We start from the raw sequence: 20,638 nt of genomic DNA on the forward strand, positions 1-20,638 counted from the left end.
AATGGGGGCATGGATGTCTCCCACCTGCTTGATGGCCTGAACCCGGCCCAGCGCGAAGCCGTCTCCGCTCCCCCCGGCCACCACCTGGTGCTGGCCGGTGCCGGTTCCGGCAAGACCCGCGTACTCACCCACCGCATCGCCTGGCTGCATGAAGTCGAAGGCGTGCCGACCCACGGCATTTTCGCGGTGACCTTCACCAACAAGGCGGCCGGCGAAATGCGCCACCGCATCGACGCCCAGCTGCCCAACGGCAGCCGTGGCATGTGGATCGGTACCTTCCACGGCCTGGCCAACCGCCTGCTGCGCCTGCACTGGCAGGACGCGAAGCTGCCTGAAGGCTTCCAGGTGATGGACTCGGACGACCAGCTGCGGCTGGTCAAGCGCGTGGTGCAGGCGCTGGAGCTGGACGACGGCAAGTACCCGGCCAAGCAGATCGCGTGGTGGATCAACGCGCAGAAGGACGAGGGCCGTCGCCCGCAGCACATCCAGCCCGAGCCGCATGATGCGTGGCTGGAAACCATGCGCCAGGCCTATATCGAATACCAGGCACGCTGCGACCGCGCCGGCCTGGTCGACTTCGCCGAGCTGCTGCTGCGCGCGCATGAACTGCTGCGCGACAACCCGGCGCTGCTGTCGCACTACCGTGCCCGCTTCCGCGAGATCCTGGTGGACGAGTTCCAGGATACCAATGCCATCCAGTACGCCTTCGTGCGCGTGCTGGCCGGCGATTCCGGCCACGTGTTCGTGGTCGGCGACGATGACCAGGCCATCTACGGCTGGCGCGGCGCCAAGGTCGAGAACGTGCAGGGCTTCCTGCGTGATTTCCCAGGTGCGCAGACCATCCGCCTGGAACAGAACTATCGCTCCACTGCCAACATCCTCGGCGCTGCCAATGCGGTGATCGCGCACAACCCGGATCGCATCGGCAAGCAGCTGTGGACCGACAGTGGCGACGGAGAACCGATCGACCTGTACGCGGCGTACAACGAGATGGACGAGGCGCGCTACATCGTCGAGCGTGCCCGCCAGTGGGTACGCGATGGTGGCAGCTACACCGAAGTGGCCGTGCTCTACCGCAGCAACGCACAGTCGCGCGCGCTTGAAGAGGCGCTGCTGAGCGAACAGGTGCCCTATCGCGTGTACGGCGGCATGCGCTTCTTCGAACGGGCCGAAATCAAGGACGCGCTGGCTTACCTGCGCCTGCTGTCCAACCGCAACGATGACGCCGCCTTCGAGCGCGCGGTCAACACGCCTACCCGGGGCATCGGCGACCGCACGCTGGACGAAGTGCGCCGCGAGGCGCGCGCGCAGGGCATCTCGCTGTGGGAAGCAACGATGCTGGTCACCCAGGGCAACGCGCTGGCCGCACGCGCGCGCAATGCACTGGCCGGCTTCCTGGGGCTGGTCAACGAGCTGCAGGCGCAGACCGTGCACATGACCCTGGCCGAGCGCGTGGACCACGTGTTGGCCCGCTCGCAGCTGCGCGAGCACTGGAGCAAAGAAAGCCGCAATTCGCTGGATTCGGAATCGCGCACCGACAACCTCGACGAACTGGTCTCGGTCGCTTCGCGCTTCGTGCGCCGCGCCGACGACATCGAGGAAGTGGGCGAGGACATGGACGAGCTGGTCGCGTTCCTGGCCTACGCCGCGCTGGAGGCCGGTGAAGGCCAGGCGCAGGCCGGCGAGGACGGCGTGCAGCTGATGACCCTGCATTCGGCCAAGGGCCTGGAATTTCCGCTGGTGTTCCTGGCAGGCATGGAAGACGGCCTGTTCCCGAGTGCACGTTCGCTGGAGGAAAGCGGGCGGCTGGAAGAAGAGCGCCGCCTGGCCTACGTCGGCATCACCCGCGCGCGCCAGAAGCTGGTGCTGAGCTATGCCGAATCGCGCCGCATCCATGGTCAGGACAACTACAGCCTGCCGTCGCGCTTCCTGCGCGAGATTCCGCGCGAGCTGCTGCACGAAGTGCGCCCGAAGGTGCAGGTCTCGCGGCCGGCCTCGATGGGCGCCAGCCGGGTGATGGGCCATGCCTCGATCGAGGCGCCGCCAGTCAAGCTCGGCGCGCTGGTCACCCATCCCAAGTTCGGCGAAGGCATGGTGACCGACTACGAAGGCAGCGGCGCCCACGCCCGCGTGCAGGTCGAGTTTGCCGACGCCGGCAGCAAGTGGCTGGTGATGGCCTACGCCAACCTGACGGTGATCTGATCACCGTCGGGGGGCGGGATCCCTGTAGAGCCGAGCCATGCTCGGCTGCTGTTGGCGGGGAAGAACAGCCGAGCATAGGCCCGGCTCTACAAAAGCGGTTGGACGTTACACGTATGGGGTCAGAGCCCTTTTCCGTTGGAAGAGGGATCCGACCCCGATTAGGCTGCGCCCATGACCCGCAACGTGCTCTTCCTCTGCAGCCAGAACCGCCTGCGCAGCCCGACGGCCGAGCAGGTATTCGCCGATTGGCCGGGCATCGAGACCGCCTCGGCCGGGCTGCTGGCCGACGCCGAGGAAGTGCTCAGCCCTGAGCTGCTGCAGTGGGCGGACCTGGTGTTCGTGATGGAGAAGGCGCACCGCAACCGCCTGTCCAGCCGCTACAAGACATGGATGAACGGCAAGCGGGTGATCTGCCTGGATATTCCGGACGACTACGAGTACATGGACCCGGTGCTGGTGGAGTTGCTGAAGCGCAAGGTGACGCCGTTCCTGCGTTGAGCGTTGGTGGTGTAGAGCCGAGCCCATGCTCGGCTGCTTCTGGCGGGAAAGGCAACCGAACATGGCTCGGGTCTACCAGAAAGACAGAGCGTCAGTCCTGCGCCTTTGAACCGGCCGTCGCATCCTGTTCGGACATCGACTGCTGCAGGCTGCTGGTGAAACTCTTTACCGCGCGCTCCAGTGCGATTTCCCAGTTCTCGCGTGATGGCACCTGGAAGATGTTCGCGCCATGCCCGGTGGCGGTGAAGGTACGGGTCTGGCCTTCCTTCCGCGCAACGACCTGCACCGAAATGTCGGCCAGCATCTGTTGTGTGGATGACACCATCCGGAAGAAGTTCGCCGGCATCTTGACCGAGAAATCGGTGAGCGAGGCCTCCAGTTGCGTACATGAGGTTTCGCACTGATCGGCGGTGCGATAGCCCATGTTTCGCAATGCCTGGATCATGATTGCGCGTGTCTTGTCCGCCGCTGTGGTGGACTCGATGGAGACAAGGACGCCGTTGCCTTGACGAACCACCCCGGCAATGTTCTTCGCACGGTCGGCTGCCGCAACTTCCGGGTAATAGACCGGACGGACGTCGCGCACCGGCCCCACCACCACTACCGGACCCTCTTCGGGATTCACCCGGATATCGGGCACGTTCACGCGCACCACTTCGGTGCGGATGCCGCAGCCGGTGAGGAGCAGCAGCAGCGAAAGACCAATGATCGACTTCATGTATTCCCCCTGTTGGAATGGTGTCCTTGCCATGCGCATTATCGCGTGGCTCGCCGGCAGCGGGAGTGTCGTTGGTCAGGGCAGGGAAAAGCAGCTGAGCATGGCTCAGCTCTACAATAGGCGGCGACATCTTCCAGGAACGCCCCCATGACCGAACCCACGCTGCACGTCACCGTGAAGTTGAACGCCCGGCTGCAGCCCGAGCATCGCCACGAACTGTTCGAGGACCCGCTCGACGCGCTGTTGCAGGCGGCCCAGGTGGGCGAGCTGACCGGTGGTGGCACTGCAATATCCGACCTCGGTGAAGTCGAGTACGGCGACATCGAAGTGGCGCTGGTCGATGCGGACGGCGTGCCGAAGCTGATCGACCTGCTGGAACAGCTGGGTGCACCGAAGGGTTCGCAGCTGCAGGGCGCGGGTGAAACCGACCGCAGCTTCGGCGTGACCGAAGGCCTGGGCATCTACCTGGATGGCCTGAACCTGCCGGACGAAGTCTACGAGCAGTGCGATTCCAACCACGTGTTCGAACAGCTGTCGGAGAACATCGACGGCCTGGGCGAGATCTGTAGCTGGTGGCAGGGCCCGACCGAGACCGCGCTGTACATGTACGGCGGATCGTTCGAAGCGATGCGTGATGCGATTGCCGAATTCGTGGGCAGCTATCCGCTGTGCCAGAACGCACGCGTGGTGCAGATCGCCTGAAGGTAGGGGGCGCTGAAGAGTCGAGCAAGCTCGACTCTACGGCAGCAGGTTATCGGCCGGCTGACTGCCGGGCGTTGTCGCGCAGTGCCATGTCCTTGCCGATCTGGTAGCCGCCGAACAGCACCGCCAAGGCGATGATCGCGGCGACCATGATGGACTTCTGGGAACTCCAGACGGGCGGCTTGTTGTCCTGCATGTCGGTCGTCCTTGGGCGCGGCAGTGCGCCGCCCGCCGAGCATGCGCCGCCCGACCGGTGCGTGCAAGCGGGCGGTGCGCACACGCCAATGCGCGGCGCCGGATTGATTCTGCTCAAGGCGCGGCCTGCACATCCGGTGTGCAATGGTGTCGTTCCCATCTGGCAGACCGCCACGGAGCCCCACCATGTACAAGCGCATCCTGATTGCCACCGACGGATCCGAGCTGGCCGACAAGGGCCTGGCCAAGGGCCTGGAGCTGGCCAAGGACCTCAACGCCGAGGTCGATATCGTGACTGTCTCCGAGCCGTGGGCCGTCGGCATGTACGACGCCATGGGCTGGAGCGTGGGCTACATGAACAGCCCCGAGTACAAGGCCGACCGCGAGGAAGGCGCGCAGAAGGTGCTGCAGCCGGCGCTGGCCAAGGCGGCCGAGCAGGGCATCACCGCCAATCCGGTGCACGTGCTGGACCGCTACGCAGCTGACGGCATCATCGAGACCGCCGGCGAGCGCAACAGCGACCTGATCGTGATGACCTCGCACGGCCGCCGTGGCGTGACCCGCGTGCTGCTGGGCAGCCAGACTGCCGAAGTGCTGGCACGCAGCACGCTGCCGGTGCTGGTCATCCGCTGATCCACACCCACTGATTCAAGCGTTCCCGGGGAGGGGACCCGACGCCGGCCGCAGGATGCGCGCCGGCGTTGTTTTTTGTCGGGGATCGGGGGGCGGATCCACGCATGGCGTGGATCTACTGATAGGCGGTCACCCACGCATGGCGTGGATCCACGTTCGTTGTCCCGGTAGATCCACGCCATGCGTGGATGGGCCGTGCCGATGGCCTTGAGGGGTCAGAGCCCTTTCCTGTGGAGAGGGATCCGACCCCGGTCACATCACCAGCTGTACAGCTTCCAGTACACCGGCGACACACCGTCCTTGTCGTTGTCGAAACGGCCATCGCCGTTCTTGTCGTACATGTAGAACGGAGCACCGCGCGATGGCGTCACCTTGACCATGCGCAGCTGGCCGGACACACGGTATTCCTCGATGACATCGCCGTTGTCCATGGTGCGCTTGGAGACATCGGCGCCCTTGACGTCCACCGGGGGAGCACCTGCGCCACCCATGCTGGCGCAGCCAGCGAGCAGGAGCAGGGAAGCCAGCATCAGGGTCTTCATCGGCGGGGGCCTTTGCCTGGAGAGAGCCCTGATTATGCCCCATCGCCAGGTGCGTGCCGTGTCGTCGCGGTGCAGGCACGGGCGCGTAGAATCGGCCCATGAGCAGATTAGTCCTGATCGACGGGTCCAGTTACCTGTACCGCGCGTTCCACGCGCTGCCGCCCCTGTCCAATGCACAGGGTGAACCCACTGGCGCACTGTTCGGCGTGGTCAACATGCTGCGTTCGACGCTGAAGGAACGCCCGGCCTACGTCGCGTTCGTGGTCGATGCGCCCGGCAAGACCTTCCGTGACGACCTGTACGACCAGTACAAGGCCAACCGCCCGCCGATGCCCGATGAGCTGCGCAGCCAGGTCGAGCCGATGTGCCGCATCGTCGAGGCGCTGGGCATCAGCATCCTGCGCGTCCCCGGCGTGGAAGCCGACGATGTGATCGGCACGCTGGCCCTCCAGGGCCTGGCGCAGGACCTGAAGGTGACCATTTCCACCGGCGACAAGGACTTCGCCCAGCTGGTGCGCCCGGGCATCGAGCTGGTCAACACCATGACCGGCAGCCGCATGGATTCGGATGCGGCGGTGATGGAGAAATTCGGCGTGCGCGCCGACCAGATCATCGACCTGCTGGCGCTGATGGGCGACACCGTCGACAACGTGCCGGGCGTGGAGAAGTGCGGGCCGAAGACCGCCGCCAAGTGGCTGGCCGAGTACCAGCACCTGGATGGGGTGATGGCGGCCGCGCCGACGATGAAGGGCAAGATCGGCGAAAACCTGCGCGCGGCGCTGGAGCGCCTGCCGCTGAACCGCGAGCTGGTGACCATCCGCACCGACCTGGCGCTGGACGCCAGCCCGACCACGCTGGCCCTGCGCGAGCAGGACGTGCCGGAGCTGACCGAGCTGTATGCGCGCTACGGCTTCACCCAGGCGCTGAAGGAGCTGGGTGCGCCGGTGCCGGCACCGGTGGCCGCCAGCGAGGCGACCCCGAGCCTGCGCGGCACTGCGGCCGGCTTCGCGCGTGGCAGCGTCGAGGCGCCCGCCGCCGGCACGCTGGATCCGGCACTGTCCGCGCCGGGTGAATACGAGACCGTGCTGAGCGCCGAGCAGCTGCAGGCCTGGGTCGAACGCCTGCAGCAGGCCGACCTGATCAGCTTCGATACCGAGACCGATGCACTGGACGCGATGCGCGCGCGGCTGGTGGGCATCAGCCTGGCCGTCGAGCCGGGCAGGGCGGCGTACATTCCGGTCGGCCACGATTACCCGGGTGCGCCGGCCCAGCTGCCGCTGCAGCAGGTGCTGGATGCACTGCGCCCGGTGCTGCAGGACCCTGCGAAGAAGAAGCTGGGCCAGCACGGCAAGTACGACCTGCATGTGCTGCGCCGCCACGGCGTGCAGGTGCAGGGCTACCACGACGACACCATGCTCGAGAGCTTCGTGCTCAATTCCACCGCCACCCGCCACGACATGGATTCGCTGGCGCTGCGCTACCTGGGCTACAGCACCATCAAGTTCGAGGACGTGGCCGGCAAGGGCGCCAAGCAGATTCCGTTCTCGCAGGTGGGCATCGACGAGGCCAGCCGCTACGCTGCCGAGGACGCCGACATCACCCTGCGCCTGCACCACGCGCTGCAGCCGCAGCTGCTGGCCGAGCCGGCGCTGGACAGCGTTTACCGCGGCATCGAGATGCCGCTGGTGCCGGTGCTGGCCAGCATCGAAGCCAACGGCGTGCGGGTCGACACCGACGAACTGCGCCGGCAGAGCCAGGACCTGTCTTCGCGCATGCTGGCCGCGCAGCAGAAAGCCACCGAGCTGGCCGGGCGCAGCTTCAACCTGGATTCGCCCAAGCAGCTGCAGGCGGTGCTGTTCGACGAGTTGAAGCTGCCGGCGGTGGTGAAGACCCCCAAGGGCCAGCCCAGCACCAATGAAGAGGCGCTGGAGGCGATTGCCGACCAGCACGAGCTGCCGCGCGTGATCCTGGAGTACCGCGGGCTGGCCAAGCTGCGCAGCACCTACACCGACAAGCTGCCGGAGATGGTCAACCCGGATACCGGCCGCGTGCATACCAGCTACCACCAGTCCGGAGCCGCCACCGGCCGCCTGTCCTCGTCGGACCCGAACCTGCAGAACATCCCGATCCGCACCGAGGACGGCCGTCGCATCCGCCGTGCGTTCGTGGCGCCGGAGGGCTTCCAGCTGCTGGCGGCCGACTATTCGCAGATCGAACTGCGGATCATGGCCCACCTGTCCGAGGACCCGGGCCTGGTGCGTGCCTTCGAGCAGGGCGCCGACGTGCACCGTGCCACCGCCGCCGAGGTGTTCGGGCGCACGCTGGAGGAAGTGACCCCGAACGAGCGCCGCGCCGCCAAGGCGATCAACTTCGGGCTGATGTACGGCATGAGCGCCTTCGGCCTGGCCCGCAACCTGGGCATCGACCGTGGCCAGGCGCAGGACTACGTGGCGCTGTACTTCAGCCGCTACCCGGGCGTGCGCGATTTCATGGAGCGGATGCGCCAGCAGGCCCGCGACCAGGGCTATGTGGAAACCCTGTTTGGTCGTCGCCTGTACCTGAACGACATTCATGCACGTAACCAGGGCCTGCGCGCCGGTGCCGAACGCGCGGCGATCAACGCGCCGATGCAGGGCACCGCCGCCGACATCATCAAACGCGCGATGGTGGACGTGGACCAGTGGCTGCGTGACAGCGGCGCACCGGCACGGATGATCCTGCAGGTGCACGATGAACTGGTGTTCGAAACCGAAAGCAGTTTCGTTGAAGACTTGCGTTTGCAGGTGGTCGAGCGCATGTCGCAAGCGGCCAAACTGCGGGTGCCGCTGGTGGTCGATACCGGCGTCGGCAACAACTGGGACGAAGCGCACTGAGGGCATTTCAGGCCGAAAACGACGTGAATTCGTTCATTCGTCAGAGGTTTCTGACTCGATCATGAATGTTGTCCTGATCGAGGTTCATTAAATTGGGCCCCTTCACGAACCGTTAGTGTTCGGAGTGCTTCTATAACTCTCGACAGGCGCAACGCCTGTTGTGGATCTCTCCCATCCCCTGGAGCAGATCTCGGAACGGGGACTCCTCCCCAAGTGCCCGTTCCCCGGCCCCGTTGACCTCCCCCTGGTCAGCGGGGCTTTTTATTTGTGCCGCCGCAGCACCAGAGATGGGGTCAGATCCTTGGTGCTAGGCTGGGCTACCGTTCCACAGGGGAAGACCATGCCCGACCTGTTCGCACTGGCAATGCCGTGGTGGGAGTTCATCCTGCGCGCGGTGGTGGTCTATGTCGTGGTGCTGGGCATGGTCCGGCTTGGCGGCAAGCGGGCTCTAGGGCAGATCACGCCCTTCGACGTGCTGTTGATCGTGCTGCTGGGCAATGCGGTGCAGAACGCGCTGCTGGGCACCGATACCTCGCTGGGCGGCGGCCTGCTGCTGGCCGCGACCCTCATCCTGCTCAACTATGGGGTGGGCTGGCTGACCATCCGGAATCGACGCATGGAGCGGATGATCGAAGGAGAACCTACCGTAATCGCGCGCGATGGCCGGCTTTTGGAGGGTGTTCTCCGCCGCGAACTGATCAGCCGGGCCGATTTCGATGCTGCGTTGCGCCAGCAGGGTGGCCTGCGGATCGAGGATGTGCAGATCGCCCTGCTGGAGACGACCGGGCACATCACCATCCTTCCGCGAAAGGGCACCTGATCGTGCAGCACCGAGCATGGGCTCGGCGCTACAGGGCATCATTCACGGTGTGCAGCGGGTAGTGCCGGCTGCCGGTTTGCGCTCGTAATAGGCGAATCGATTGCCGCTGTCGATACCGACCAGGTTGCCGTTCTGCAGCAGCTGCAGCACGAAGTCGCTGCCGATATCGCGGTGGATGAGGATGCGGCCATCGCGCAGGCTTGCCCGCAGTGGCTGTTCGCGGCCACCGGCCTCAACCACACCACCCTCGAGGAAACGCAGCTGCGACAGCACGCTGCGCTCGGCTTCAAAGCTGCCACAGGGCAGTGCGGCAGCCGGCACCGGCGTGAGCGCTGCCGCGGGGGCGGTGGCGAGAACGGCAAGGTCCTTGGCCGGACCGCAGGCCGGGGCATCCGCGCGCTGTGCACAGGATCGCTGCAGCGCATCGCGGGCCTGCTGCAGGCGGCCACTGCTCCACAAGGTTTCGGCGGTGTCGGCGCAGAACGTTTCGCCCTGTTGCACGCGGCAAAGGTCGATCAGTTCATCAAGCTGTGCAGGTGGCAGAGGCGCATCCACGGAATGCTGCAGGCCGAGCAGGGCCTTGCCCATCATTTCCGAGGCAATCTCCTTGGCTGCCGTCATGCAACCCTCGGCGTCGAACGAGGGCAGCTCCTCCCTGCAGATCTCGGGAATCGGCGGTTCTTCCTCTCTGGGCGCTGCGTCCCTGGCCTGCTGCTGGTAGGTCTCCAGCAGGCGCATGCAGGCTGCGCCCACGCCCTCGGCGCACCAGGCGTGCAGTTTCACGGGTGCGGCCTCTGGCAGCGCCTCCAGGCACTCGGAGGTGTTCATCACGCAACCGTCCTCGACGGGCTGCGGCATCGTCTTGCAGGCGGCGGCGTGCTCACGGGTGAACTCGCGATAGGGCGTGCTGATCGTGCGGTCGTTGTCCGAGAAGTACCAGTTTTCCAGCTGGCCCGTGGACAGGTTGCCGGTACCGAGCACGTCTTCCTGGCGGGCGATGCGCAGCTCCTCGGTGGCCTGGTAGGGGCCGGACAGGAAGCCGTGGCCTTCGCTCTCCAGGGTCAGCGTGGTGTTGCCGCTGCTGTCCTTGTAGGTGCCGCAGGCCATCGACTGCGCGGCGGCCGGCAGGCTGGCCGAGGCCAATGCAAGCAACAGCAGGGAGCGCCAGCCCGCAGCGCGGGGGCGGGGGGAAACAGCGGCGGGCATGGGGTCATCCTTGAAGGAAGTGAGCAGGGACTGTCCGGTGCAGGGCGCACCACAGGCAGGAGAGGGCGCCACGGGTCAGGCGTGGCGCCGGAAGATCAGAGCCAGTCGCGCGGCACCAGATAGTCGGCCAGGCGCGCCTCGGCGCTGCCCGCTTCCGGGACGAAGCCGTACTCCCAGCGCACCCGCGGCGGCAGGCTCATCAGGATGCTCTCGCTGCGGCCGCCGCTCTGCAGGCCGAACAGCGTGCCGCGGTCGTAGACCAGGTTGAACTCCACGTAGCGGCCGCGGCGGTACAGCTGGAACTCGCGCTCGCGCTCGCCATGCGCGGTGTCCTTGCGCTGCTGCACGATCGGCAGGTAGGCGTCGAGGAAACCATCGCCGACCGCACGCAGATAAGCGAAATCGCGCTCGAAGTCGCCGTGCAGGTCGTCGAAGAACAGCCCGCCGACGCCGCGCGTTTCATTGCGGTGGCGCAGGAAGAAGTACTCATCACACCAGCGCTTGTGCGCGGCATAGCGTTCGTCGCCGAACGGAGCACACAGATCGCGTGCCACCTTGTGCCAGTGCTGCACGTCCTCGTCGAACGGATAGAACGGGGTCAGGTCGAAGCCGCCGCCGAACCAGCTGGCCACCACTTCACCGTCGCGCTGTGCCTGGAAGAAGCGCACGTTGGCATGGGTGGTCGGCACGTAGGGGTTGAGCGGGTGGAACACCAGCGACACGCCGGTGGCGCGCCAGGAGGCGCCGGCCAGTTCCGGGCGGTTGGCCGAGGCCGACGGCGGCAGGCGGCTGCCGGACACATCGGAAAAGCCGATACCGGCCTGCTCGAACACCGCGCCGTCGCGCAGCACGCGGGTGCGCCCACCGCCGCCCTCGGCACGCTGCCACAGGTCTTCCTGGAAGCGGGCCCGGCCATCGACGGCCTCGATCGCCGCACAGATGCGGTCCTGCAGGTCGGTGAGGTAGGCGCGCACGCGCTCGAATTCGTTCATGGCGCGTACTTTACCGCAGGGCCCGCCCGAAGCTGCGGACAGGCCCTGGCCGGCTCAGCGCTTGCGGTTGGAATGGCGTGGCGGCGGGGTGTCGTCTGATGCCGCGTCATCGGCCGCCTTCTGCAGCGCGCGGCCCAGATCGATCAGTTCCCAGTTCTGGGTGCCGAGCACGTCGCAGGCCACGTGCAGGCCACTGCGGTCGGCCTTGCACAGCCGGTCCAGCAGTGCATGTGCATCCACCTCGGCATCGTTGCCCTGGGCCGTGACCAGGTTCTCGCAGCCCTCGCGGACGCCGGCGCGGCAGACCGTGGTGTAGTGCTCGGCGGCCTGCAGCCAGTGCCCGGACAGCGCAAGGCGGTTGCCGAGTACGTTGCAGCCCTGCAGCTTGCCCTGCGCGCAGCAGGCTTCCGCCCCGCCGGCAGCGAGCGCCTGCGGGCAATCCTGGGGTAGCGGCAGCACGGTGTACTGCTTCGGTGCACTGCAGCGGCCCGGGCCATCGCCAGTGGGGGTGAACACCTGGAAGCGGGTCCAGGTATCCAGGCCCAGCAGTTGGCCGCCAGGCAGCGGACGCAGCACGAAGTCGCCGCCCCTGTCGTGGCGGATGCGGATGTCGCCCTCTTCGACGCGGGCGCGGAGATGACTGTTCCAGCCAACGCCGACCAGGCCGTTGTCACCGAAGTCCAGCGTGTCCATCAGACCGCCATCGGCCCGGTAGTTGCCGCAGGGCAGGGCCGTTGCCGGTTGCGGTTGCAATGATGCGCCCAGCGCCTGCAACGCCGGCAGACGCTCGCAGGTGGCGGTGTCGTTGCCCGGTGTACAGGCCGCAGCCAGCGCCTGCACCGCCAGCAGGGGATCTCCCGCGTCCCAGGACAGTTCGGCCACCCGCTCGCAGAAGCCGCCATGCGCTACCTCGCGGCACAGCCGCAACAACTGTTGCCGCCGCTCAGCCGGAATGATCACCGGCACGGTCGGCGCCGTCATCGTCACCATGGCTTCGGTCATGGCTGCCGTCATCGCGGCCTTGACCAGCTGCGCCTGCACTGCGGGGTCGGCCTCGAGCGCGGCGGCACATGCCGGGGTTTCCTGTTCGAAGCCACCGTTGTCACAGGCAGCGGGGAGCTTGATACCGGACAGGGCGGCGTCGAGGGCCGCCTTCTGCTGGACAGGATCGGCTTCGACGACAGGTTTAGCCTCCTCATGCCAACGATCAGCCAGTTGCAGGCACATGCCGGGCACGCCTTCCCGACACCCTGCTTCCAGCGTGGCCGGAGTGGCTTCGTGACGGTTGTCCAGGCAGGCCACGGCATTGGCCAGGCAGCTGCCTTCAGCCGGCGTGGTTGCTGCGGCGCACTGTTCGGGGGCCAGCAGGATGTAGGTCGTGCCATCCACCTCGACCGTGCGGCCACGGTCGCGCACCTGCAGCGCGCTGGGCAGGCCATGTTCCAGGTTCACCAGTTGCAGCTTTCCGTCGATCTGCTGGAACGCGACCGGAGACGGCGCACTGCCGAAGTGCTTCTGCTCGCCACGGTTGGGTGAGCTGATGCGCAGCGTGCTGCTGCCTTCGTCGGCCTTGAACAGGCCGCATTGTGGTGACTGTGCGGCGGCCATCGGTGCGGCCAGCAGCAACGCCCAGGCCAGCCAGCGCTGGCGCGGTGCGGGTGAATGCATGTCGTCTCCTTGACGATCGAACGGGAAACTCCAGGCGCTACGGCGAACCAGGGCCCTCGCGCGGGGGCGTACATTCTGCCGTGCCGGGCACGGGCTGGTAACGCTGGTAGGCGGTCTGCGCATCCATGCCGAGCAGATCGCCGTTGCCGAACTGGCGCAGCACAAGGGTTTCGCCGTTCTGCTGCAGGTGGATGGCGCCGTTCTGCAGGCGGGCCCGGGTGCCATCGCCGAAGTCGAGCCTGTCGATCACGCCTCCATCGGCCTGGTAGCGGCCGCAGGGCACCTGCTGGGCCGGGACGAGGCGCAGGTCAGCGCCGGGACCGCGCAGCGGTGCGATGCGTTCGCAGGCGCTGGTGCGGCCGGCATCGCAGACCACCTGCAGCGCCTGCACCGCCAATGCGGGCTCCAGCGCGATCAGCTGCTGTGCGGCTACTTCGACGCAGAAGCGGCCACCACGTTGCTGCAGGCACAACTGCTGCAGGCGATCGCGTGCAGCGGCCGGAAGCGGTGAATCCGGCATGTCTTCGTCTTCCTGTTGCAGGCGTTCACCGACCTTCTGCATGGCGGCGGCCAGCGCATCGCCGGTCAGCGTCTCGCAGGCCTGTGGGTCATGGCCGGGCGTGTGTTCGCGGCAGATGGGCGGGCGTTCGAAGCGCGCGGGGCTGGTGTCATCGCTGCCGACTACAGTTGTTCCATCGCGAAGCTGGCGCAGCAGCGCCGAGCAGCCCGCGCCAACGCCTTCGCTGCACGCACGCTGGGCCTGGCCGGGTGAGGCCGTGGGCAGCCGTGCAACGCAGTGGCTGCCGGCGACGCGGCAGCTGCCGTCCATCGCGCTGGGCTCGCTGGCGCAGGTGCGGGACTGGCGCAGGGTGTAGAGCACCACCCCGTCGTGCTCGATGCGCTGCCCATCGGCGCTGATCCGGATCGGCTGCGCCACGCCATCGTCGAGCATGACCAACCGCGTCTGTGCCGCACCGCGATTAACCCACAGCGGCTGCGGCTCGCTGCCCTCATCGTGGTGGTAGCCGCTGCCGGGAGTGGTGAACACCAGCGCCATGCCGCCATCGGCGCTGCGGTACTCGCCACATTGCAGCGCATCGGCGCCGGCAGGCAGCGCAGTCAACAGCAGCAATGCGGGGAGAAGGGGCAGCAAGCGCAAGCGACGGTCCTTGTCGTGCGGGAAAGGGGTGTGGCTCAGTGAAAGCGCGAGCGGATGTCCGGCCGCAACAGGCGCCAGGCCAGCCAGCCCTGCAGGCCGAGGAGCACCAATGACATGGCCACCACGGTCAGCGTGATCAACCAGCGTTTCAGATGGAGTTCCTGCTGCAGGACGGCGTCGTCGGAGAGAAACGGGATGACATCACGCATGAACACGTCCAACCAGCCGGCGACCGCAAAGTTGGCCAATGCGCTCAGCAGCAGGATCACCACAAAGCTCCACAGGCCCCAGCTGCGCTCGCGCAGCAGGCCCCAGCTGGCCAGCGTCGAGGCCAGGCACAGCAGCGCGGCAATCATCGACGCGGCCACCGGATGCGCCAAAAGCCAGGTCAGGCTGTGCAGGTGCTGGTCTTGTACTTCCCTCTCAACCAGATGCCAGATCGGAAGGTTGCGCAGCGGCCACAGCAGCAGCCCCTGCATCACGAAGTACACCGTGAGCAGCAGCGACAGCCAGAACGAAGCGTGTGCGATCGGGCGCACCCAGGCGTGATAGGTCGGCTGGACCAGCGAGGGAATCGGCGGGATCGACATTGACATCCGGTGTCCTTGCAATCGGTGCCCGCGCGATCAGCGGGCCGTCACCCGGGTGGCGACGGCCGGCAGGATATGGTGTTCGCTCAACGGTGCCAAGGGCTGGCCATGCGGCGGCTGCAGCGGCACCCAGGCCAGTTCGGCGATCTCGGCACATGCCTGTGGCGTGCCGTCCACCCGCACCCACCAGGCCTGTGCCTGCACGCGATGGCCGGGCTCGTTCACCGCCCAATCCTCGAAGGTGCCCAGCGCGATGGCGGTATCGGCGCACAACTGCACACCGAGTTCTTCGTCCAGTTCGCGGGCCAGCGCCTGCAGCGGCGCTTCGCCGGGTTCGGGCTTGCCGCCCGGTTGGATGAAGCGGCTGGCGCCGTGCTTGCGCACCACCAGCGCCCGGCCGCGGTCATCCAGGATGACCGCGGCCACGATGTGGATCGTGGCCGCGGCGTTGCTCACTTCAGGTTCTGCTCGAACAGCTTGAGGATGCGCTTGTACTGGTCCAGCCAGGAATCGGCGCGCACATAGCCGTGGCGCTCCAGCGGGTACGGTGCGATCGACCAGTTGTCCTTGTGCAGTTCGATCAGGCGCTGGGTGAGGTTCACCGAGTCCTGGAAGAACACGTTGTCATCCATCATGCCGTGGGCGATCAGCAGGTTGTCCTGCAGGTTCTGCGCGTATTCGATCGGCGAGGACACGCGGTACGCCTCCGGATCGATGTCCGGGGTATTGAGGATGTTGCTGGTATAGCCGTGGTTGTACTGGTGCCAATCCACCACCGGGCGCAGCGCGGCGCCGGCCTTGAACGTGCCCGGCGAGCGGAACAGGGCCATGAAGGTCATGAAGCCGCCGTAGGAACCACCGTAGATGCCGGCATGGTCGCGGTCACCCTGCTGGGTGTCGACCAGCCAGTCCAGGCCGTCCTTGTAGTCTTCCAGTTCCGGGTGGCCCATGTTGCGGTAGATCGCCGTACGCCAGTCGCGGCCGTAGCCCTCGCTGCCGCGGTAATCCATGTCCAGCACGATGTAGCCCTTCTGCACCAGCAGGTTGTGGAACATCTGCTCGCGGAAGTAGGCCGGGTAGCGCTGGTGCACGTTCTGCAGGTAGCCGGCGCCGTGCACGAACATCACGATCGGGTACTTCTTCCCCGGTTCCTTGTTTTCCGGCTCGTAGTACTTGGCCCAGACCACGCCGGCACCGTGCTTGGACGGCACTGCCACCAGCTTCGGCTGGATCCACTGGCGTGCCTTGTAGTCGGCGGTACGGGTGTCGGTCAGCACGCGGGCCTGGCCTGCGCCGGTGCTCGGTACCACGGCCAGCTGCGCCGGCAGGTAGGCGCCGGAGTAGCGCACCAGCAGCTGCTGGCCGTCCGGCGACAGCGAGAAGTCTTCCACGCCGTTGAGGCTGGTCAGCTCGCGCACCTGGCGGCTGCCGGTGTCGACCGCGCAGACTTCGTAGTCATGCGGCGCCTGCTGGTTGCACAGGAAGTAGAAACCCTTGCCGTCGGCCGACAGCACCGGCGCCGAGGTTTCCCACTTGCCGCTGGTCAGCGCCTGCGGCTTGCCCGTACCGGACTGGGTATACAGGTGCGAGAAGCCCGATTCCTCCGACAGCAGCCACAGCGTGCGGCCATCGGCCATCCAGCCGAAATCATTGAAGCCCCAGTTGATCCAGGCGGTGTCGGTCAGTCGATGGCGGTTCTGCACGCGGCCGTCGGCGGCGTTGACGCTGATGATCCAGCGGTCCTTGTTGTCGTTGGCACGCAGCATCACCGCGGCCTGCTGGCCATCGGGGCTCCAGCGGATGCCACCGCCCATGAAGTCGCTCATCACCTGCAGGCTGCGCTCGCCCTTCAGCGCGTCCTTGCCGGCCTTGCGGCGCAGCTCGGCCAGCGGATCGGTGCTGATGCCCGGCAGGCCGGCCAGCGAAACCTTCTCGGCCTTGCCGGTGCGCACGTCCACGTACCACAGCGTGTGCGGCTCGAAGCCGTTACGGCCGACGCGGGTGCGGGTGTCCTCGGTTTCCTCGTAGCCCGACTCGGTCACGTACAGCGGCATCTTGCCGCCACGGCCGTCATCGAAGTCCTTCGGCTTGGTCACCACGACCAGGTGGGTCAGGTCAGGCGACAGCACGCTGTCGGCGATCTCCACGTCGGCGCCCAGGTACACCGGGCCCGGCGCGCGGGTCGGGTCGGCCTGGCGCCAGCGCTGGTCCTGGTCCTTCAGTGCTTCGCGCTGGTCACGGTCGCGGCGAAGGGTTTCCAGCGTGCGCAGCTGCTGGTCGCGCAGCACGTCGGCCTTCGGCGGTGTACGCGGATCCTTTTCGGCCTTCAGGCTGGCCACCTGCTGCACGCCGCTGGCGGCGGTCCAGTGGAACCAGTTCTGGCCGACGCGCCAGATCACGCCATTGTCGGCGGCGAAGTTCACGTTGCCCGCGCGCTCGTTGCTGCGGGTCAGCTGCGTCAGCGCGCCGCTGCGCAGGTCGCGCACGAACACGTCGCCATTGCGCACGAAGGCACTGCGGCTGCGGCTGCGGTCGTAGACCGGCTCGGCCACGTCCAGGGTGCCGCGCTGGTCATCGGCCACCTGCGCGGCCACGCCACCGGCCACCGGCTGGCGGAAGGTATCGCGCACCGGGCTGCCGTTGCGCTTGAGCTGGTACTCCACCTGCTGGCTGTTCCACGACCACCAGGCCTTCTCGACCGGCGGACCGATCCAGTCCGGGTCGGCCATGGCCTGTTCGATGGTGATCGGCGTCGGCGCGGCATGCGCGGCCGGTGCGGCCAGCACGGCCGACAGCAGGAGGGACAGGGGCAGCACTCGGGACATGGGCGGACGGCACCAGTAGAGGAAAACCGGCCAAGCGTAGCAGCCGCAAGGGCCGGGGGCAGGGGCCACAGGTCATGGCAGCGGGATTGGCAAAGTAGTGCAACCGCTGGCCGGCCTCGCGCATCCATTCTCCTGAACCCGCATCATCCACCGAACAGGAGCCCGACCATGCAGGAACTGATCCCGATCACCCTCTTCATCTGCATCGCCTACGCGATCCACGCCATTGCCGATGCCCGCGCGCGCAGCAAGCTGGTGGCCCCGCACGTGCCCGAGGAAGTGATCCGCTCGCTGGCCGTGCTGGAAGAAGAGCGCCGCCGCCAGGGCGCGCTGCGCTGGGGCATCAGCCTGGTCTGCCTGGCGCTGGCCATGGCCCTGCTGGAAGCGATGGGTGCCCGTGACCTGACCTTCGGCGCCGCCGCCGCACTGGTCGGCAGTGCCGGCCTGGGCCAGCTGCTGGCCTGGCACTTCACCCGTCCTGCTGCGCGCAAGGGCTGAGGCAGGCGTGCCACGGGCACAGGGGGCGCCCCGTAGATGAGCCTGCTCGACGACGCACTGTCGGCACTGCGGGGCCGTCGCCGCCACGACGCGAAGACGGAGGCACCCATCGGACCGCTGGACGCGGACCAGGCCCTGGTGCGGGCCATCATCGATGGCTCGCAGGTGGCGTTTTCGCAGCTGGTCGAGACCCATCAACGCACCTGCGCGCATGTGATCGGGCGCATGGTGGGCGATCGTGATCAGGTGGCCGACCTGCTGCAGGAAAATTTCCTTGCGGTGTTCCGCCAGCTGCACCGGTTTCGTTTTGAATGCTCGCTGCGCACCTGGGTATCCCGGGTCGCTTACACCACGGCGCTGCAGCACCTGCGCCGGCGGCGGCTGGAGGCGCAATGGATGGTGGCCGTGGAGGTGCCGGAGGAACTGGGTGTCGGCGATGAAGGCCCGGGCCCGGTTGAGTTGAGCGAGGCGCTGCAGGCAGGGCGCCAGCTCGGCGCGGCGCTGGAACGGCTGAGTGCACCGCAGCGCCTGATCGTCGGCCTGCACTACCTGGAGGATTTCGATCTGGCCGAAATCGAGCAGGTGACCGGGCTGGCGCGCGGTACCATCAAGAGCCACCTTCACCGTGCGCGCCAGGTCCTGAAGCAGGAACTGACGCGGCGTGCCGCCGCCGGAGAACTGCTGTGAACCGACCGACCGACCCTCGCGATGCGGAAAAGCGCGCGCTGGCGCAGGCGTTGCGTGAGCAGGTGCAGCGGGAAGAAACGCCGGATGTGAGTGAGGCGCTGCAGAAGCGCATTGCCGCTGAGTCACGCGACAGTGGCGTGGGCTATGTGGTGGTGCAGGTGCTGTTGTTTGGCGCGCTGCTGGCTGCAGCGGCCTGGTACTTCTGGGTCTAGAAGAACATTGACGCCCGCAACTGCTTTGGGACGCTTCTTCCTCCAACTTCCGATCAGATATCCAAGCGTCGGGCGTTGTCTCCACGTCGGCAGTTGGCCTTTCCCGTCAGACTCCGTCACGTCGGCCTCGTCATCAGTGGCAGTCGCTCTATTCAGGGTCCGCGAGCTACGTGTGTTTCCTGAGGAAAGTTGCAAACTCCATGCCTCCGCTTGAGTCGGAGTTTCACAATCAGAGACTCTCAACCATCAGCTTCCACGGGTATGGAGTGAGAATCACATGGACAGGTGCGCCAGTAATCCAACGCCGGATGCAATTGGATGATGCTCTACTACATCCAGCTTTCGCTTGCCCGATTCAAGCAACGGATCGGCACTCATCTGGCAATCGCTCTCATGCTGGGTGCGGGGGTGGGGATCACGACCGTGATGCTCTCCATTGTTCTCCAGGCATCGTCGGATCCCGCGCCAGGCAGGAGCTCGGCATTGTTCCGCCCGTACCTTGACGCGCGTCCAGACGCACTGCGCAGGGGTTCGCCGGATCCTGGCCAGGCACTGACCTGGCCAGATGCGAAGGTGCTTCTGAACCAGGGCCGGGCGTGGAAGCAGGCAGCAATGGCAGGGGGGGCGGTGACGCTCTCCCGGCCGGGAGCGTCCAGCGCAAGGCTGCGTGCGAGGTTCGCCACCTCTGAAGTCTTCAGTGTCCTTGGCATCGCCGTTGTTCAAGGGCGGGCATGGACCGCCGAGGAGGGGCATGCTGCGAGTCGGATAGTGGTCCTGTCGCGTGCGCTCGCCGAGCGCGAGTGTGCGCAGGACTGTGTTGGTCATCGGTTGGAACTGGGCAGGCGCACCTACACTGTTGTGGGTGTCGCGGAGGATTGGCATCCGGTACCGATGTTTCAGGGAGATCTCACACGCCGGCCGTTTGTGGAACCTGACGAGATCTACCTGCCAGTTGAGACCGCAATCGCGGACAGGCTGACTGTTGTGGATGGGACGGCGATCTGGGGGGGTGACCAGGACACGGACCCTGCAGGAGCCAACGTGTCATGGCTCCAATTGTGGGCGTGGCTGCCCACCGCGGACGATGTCGCCGCCTACCGGGCGAATCTGGATGCCTATGCACAGGCAAAGGGCCTTCGGATCGAACCAGGCACCCAGCAGGTGGCACTTTGGCCGTTGATGGAGTGGCTGGATAGGCTGGGATTGGTTCCGGAGCGGGCCAGGATGCAGCTTCGGCTGTCACTGATCCTTCTCGGTGTGTGCATCGTCAACGCGGCGGCGCTGCTGAGCTTCAGTCTGGGGCGCCGTCGGCGGGAGCTCGCGATACGACGTGCACTGGGAGCGCGACGTCGGGACGTGTTCATCCAGCTCATGTGGGAATCCATCGCGGCGGGAGCCGCAAGCAGTGTGCTCGCTGTCGTCACCTACACGCTGGGAATCCGGGTGGTTGCTGCGGGAGACGTTCTGCCCAGCGCGATAACGGCGATGCATGCTGGGGCAATGCTGATGGCCGCTGGCCTGGGAGTCGTCACGACGTTGCTCTGTTCATTGGTCCCGTCGTTTGAAATCTGCAGGGTCAGCTCCCTGTCGAGTGCCTTCGCGAAGGGGGCTGCCTGAA

The 20,638-nt window shown here is 66.6% G+C and carries 20 protein-coding genes; 10 read left to right on the forward strand and 10 right to left on the reverse strand.

Annotated elements, in window-relative coordinates:
* The first annotated feature begins 9 nt into the window (after positions 1-9).
* A complete protein-coding gene (gene uvrD / locus AC5P9L_RS15710) occupies positions 10-2,202 on the forward strand; it encodes a DNA helicase II (RefSeq protein WP_012481620.1) in 2,193 nt (730 codons plus the stop codon).
* Positions 2,203-2,373: 171 nt separating this feature from the next.
* Complete coding sequence (locus AC5P9L_RS15715) at positions 2,374-2,700, forward strand: low molecular weight protein tyrosine phosphatase family protein (protein WP_024957801.1); 327 nt, start codon at positions 2,374-2,376, stop codon at positions 2,698-2,700.
* A gap of 91 nt (positions 2,701-2,791) precedes the next feature.
* On the opposite strand, the gene AC5P9L_RS15720 is transcribed toward AC5P9L_RS15715, so the two are convergent.
* The gene (locus AC5P9L_RS15720; protein WP_024957802.1) at positions 2,792-3,418 is read right to left on the reverse strand and encodes a hypothetical protein; all 627 of its coding nucleotides are present in this window, start codon (positions 3,416-3,418) and stop codon (positions 2,792-2,794) included.
* Between the two features lie 147 nt (positions 3,419-3,565).
* On the opposite strand from AC5P9L_RS15720, the gene AC5P9L_RS15725 reads away from it, so the two are divergent.
* Complete coding sequence (locus AC5P9L_RS15725; protein WP_012481617.1) at positions 3,566-4,120, forward strand: hypothetical protein; 555 nt, start codon at positions 3,566-3,568, stop codon at positions 4,118-4,120.
* Positions 4,121-4,169: 49 nt separating this feature from the next.
* Here AC5P9L_RS15725 and AC5P9L_RS15730 read toward each other — a convergent pair whose 3' ends face one another.
* Positions 4,170-4,316: a hypothetical protein gene (locus tag AC5P9L_RS15730; RefSeq protein ID WP_005411630.1), complete on the reverse strand. Its 147-nt coding sequence runs from the start codon at positions 4,314-4,316 to the stop codon at positions 4,170-4,172.
* Between the two features lie 185 nt (positions 4,317-4,501).
* Here AC5P9L_RS15730 and AC5P9L_RS15735 point away from each other — a divergent pair, with 185 nt between their 5' ends.
* Positions 4,502-4,948: a universal stress protein gene (locus tag AC5P9L_RS15735; protein ID WP_005411629.1), complete on the forward strand. Its 447-nt coding sequence runs from the start codon at positions 4,502-4,504 to the stop codon at positions 4,946-4,948.
* A 257-nt stretch (positions 4,949-5,205) separates the two neighbouring features.
* Here AC5P9L_RS15735 and AC5P9L_RS15740 read toward each other — a convergent pair whose 3' ends face one another.
* The gene (locus tag AC5P9L_RS15740; RefSeq protein WP_005411628.1) at positions 5,206-5,490 is read right to left on the reverse strand and encodes a DUF2782 domain-containing protein; all 285 of its coding nucleotides are present in this window, start codon (positions 5,488-5,490) and stop codon (positions 5,206-5,208) included.
* A gap of 98 nt (positions 5,491-5,588) precedes the next feature.
* Between AC5P9L_RS15740 and polA the strand changes: the two genes are divergently transcribed.
* Together polA and AC5P9L_RS15750 are read left to right on the forward strand one after the other, a co-directional pair.
* Entirely contained in the window at positions 5,589-8,363 is a 2,775-nt protein-coding gene (polA, locus tag AC5P9L_RS15745) for a DNA polymerase I (protein WP_323162947.1), read from the forward strand.
* Positions 8,364-8,703: 340 nt separating this feature from the next.
* Positions 8,704-9,183 (forward strand): DUF421 domain-containing protein, encoded by a 480-nt coding sequence (locus AC5P9L_RS15750; protein WP_062605334.1) that lies wholly within the window; start codon positions 8,704-8,706, stop codon positions 9,181-9,183.
* Positions 9,184-9,225: 42 nt separating this feature from the next.
* On the opposite strand, the gene AC5P9L_RS15755 is transcribed toward AC5P9L_RS15750, so the two are convergent.
* From AC5P9L_RS15755 to AC5P9L_RS15785, 7 genes are all read right to left on the reverse strand, one after another.
* Positions 9,226-10,389, reverse strand: coding sequence for a hypothetical protein (locus tag AC5P9L_RS15755; RefSeq protein ID WP_062605336.1), 1,164 nt, complete (start codon positions 10,387-10,389; stop codon positions 9,226-9,228).
* 95 nt (positions 10,390-10,484) lie between these two features.
* On the reverse strand, positions 10,485-11,381 hold the full coding sequence (gene hemF, locus AC5P9L_RS15760) for an oxygen-dependent coproporphyrinogen oxidase (protein WP_005411624.1): 897 nt from the start codon (positions 11,379-11,381) through the stop codon (positions 10,485-10,487).
* A gap of 54 nt (positions 11,382-11,435) precedes the next feature.
* A complete protein-coding gene (locus AC5P9L_RS15765; RefSeq protein WP_262101826.1) occupies positions 11,436-13,049 on the reverse strand; it encodes a hypothetical protein in 1,614 nt (537 codons plus the stop codon).
* Between the two features lie 37 nt (positions 13,050-13,086).
* Entirely contained in the window at positions 13,087-14,208 is a 1,122-nt protein-coding gene (locus AC5P9L_RS15770) for a hypothetical protein (RefSeq protein ID WP_495230658.1), read from the reverse strand.
* 35 nt (positions 14,209-14,243) lie between these two features.
* Positions 14,244-14,804, reverse strand: a complete 561-nt coding sequence (locus AC5P9L_RS15775; protein WP_279915631.1) for a hypothetical protein — start codon at positions 14,802-14,804, stop codon at positions 14,244-14,246.
* Between the two features lie 30 nt (positions 14,805-14,834).
* Entirely contained in the window at positions 14,835-15,254 is a 420-nt protein-coding gene (locus AC5P9L_RS15780) for an NUDIX hydrolase (RefSeq protein ID WP_012481609.1), read from the reverse strand.
* On the reverse strand, positions 15,251-17,623 hold the full coding sequence (locus AC5P9L_RS15785; protein WP_183153677.1) for a S9 family peptidase: 2,373 nt from the start codon (positions 17,621-17,623) through the stop codon (positions 15,251-15,253). Before AC5P9L_RS15785 ends, AC5P9L_RS15780 begins: the two co-directional genes overlap by 4 nt.
* Positions 17,624-17,791: 168 nt before the next feature.
* Between AC5P9L_RS15785 and AC5P9L_RS15790 the strand changes: the two genes are divergently transcribed.
* From AC5P9L_RS15790 to AC5P9L_RS15805, 4 genes are all read left to right on the forward strand, one after another.
* Complete coding sequence (locus tag AC5P9L_RS15790; protein WP_005411618.1) at positions 17,792-18,121, forward strand: hypothetical protein; 330 nt, start codon at positions 17,792-17,794, stop codon at positions 18,119-18,121.
* Positions 18,122-18,157: 36 nt separating this feature from the next.
* Entirely contained in the window at positions 18,158-18,808 is a 651-nt protein-coding gene (locus tag AC5P9L_RS15795) for an RNA polymerase sigma factor (protein WP_049417915.1), read from the forward strand.
* A complete protein-coding gene (locus AC5P9L_RS15800; RefSeq protein ID WP_049417918.1) occupies positions 18,805-19,020 on the forward strand; it encodes a hypothetical protein in 216 nt (71 codons plus the stop codon). Before AC5P9L_RS15795 ends, AC5P9L_RS15800 begins: the two co-directional genes overlap by 4 nt.
* A gap of 321 nt (positions 19,021-19,341) precedes the next feature.
* On the forward strand, positions 19,342-20,637 hold the full coding sequence (locus AC5P9L_RS15805) for an ABC transporter permease (RefSeq protein WP_227843490.1): 1,296 nt from the start codon (positions 19,342-19,344) through the stop codon (positions 20,635-20,637).
* Position 20,638 lies beyond the last annotated feature (1 nt).

The organism is Stenotrophomonas sp. YJH_SMC_64 (genome assembly GCF_059371375.1).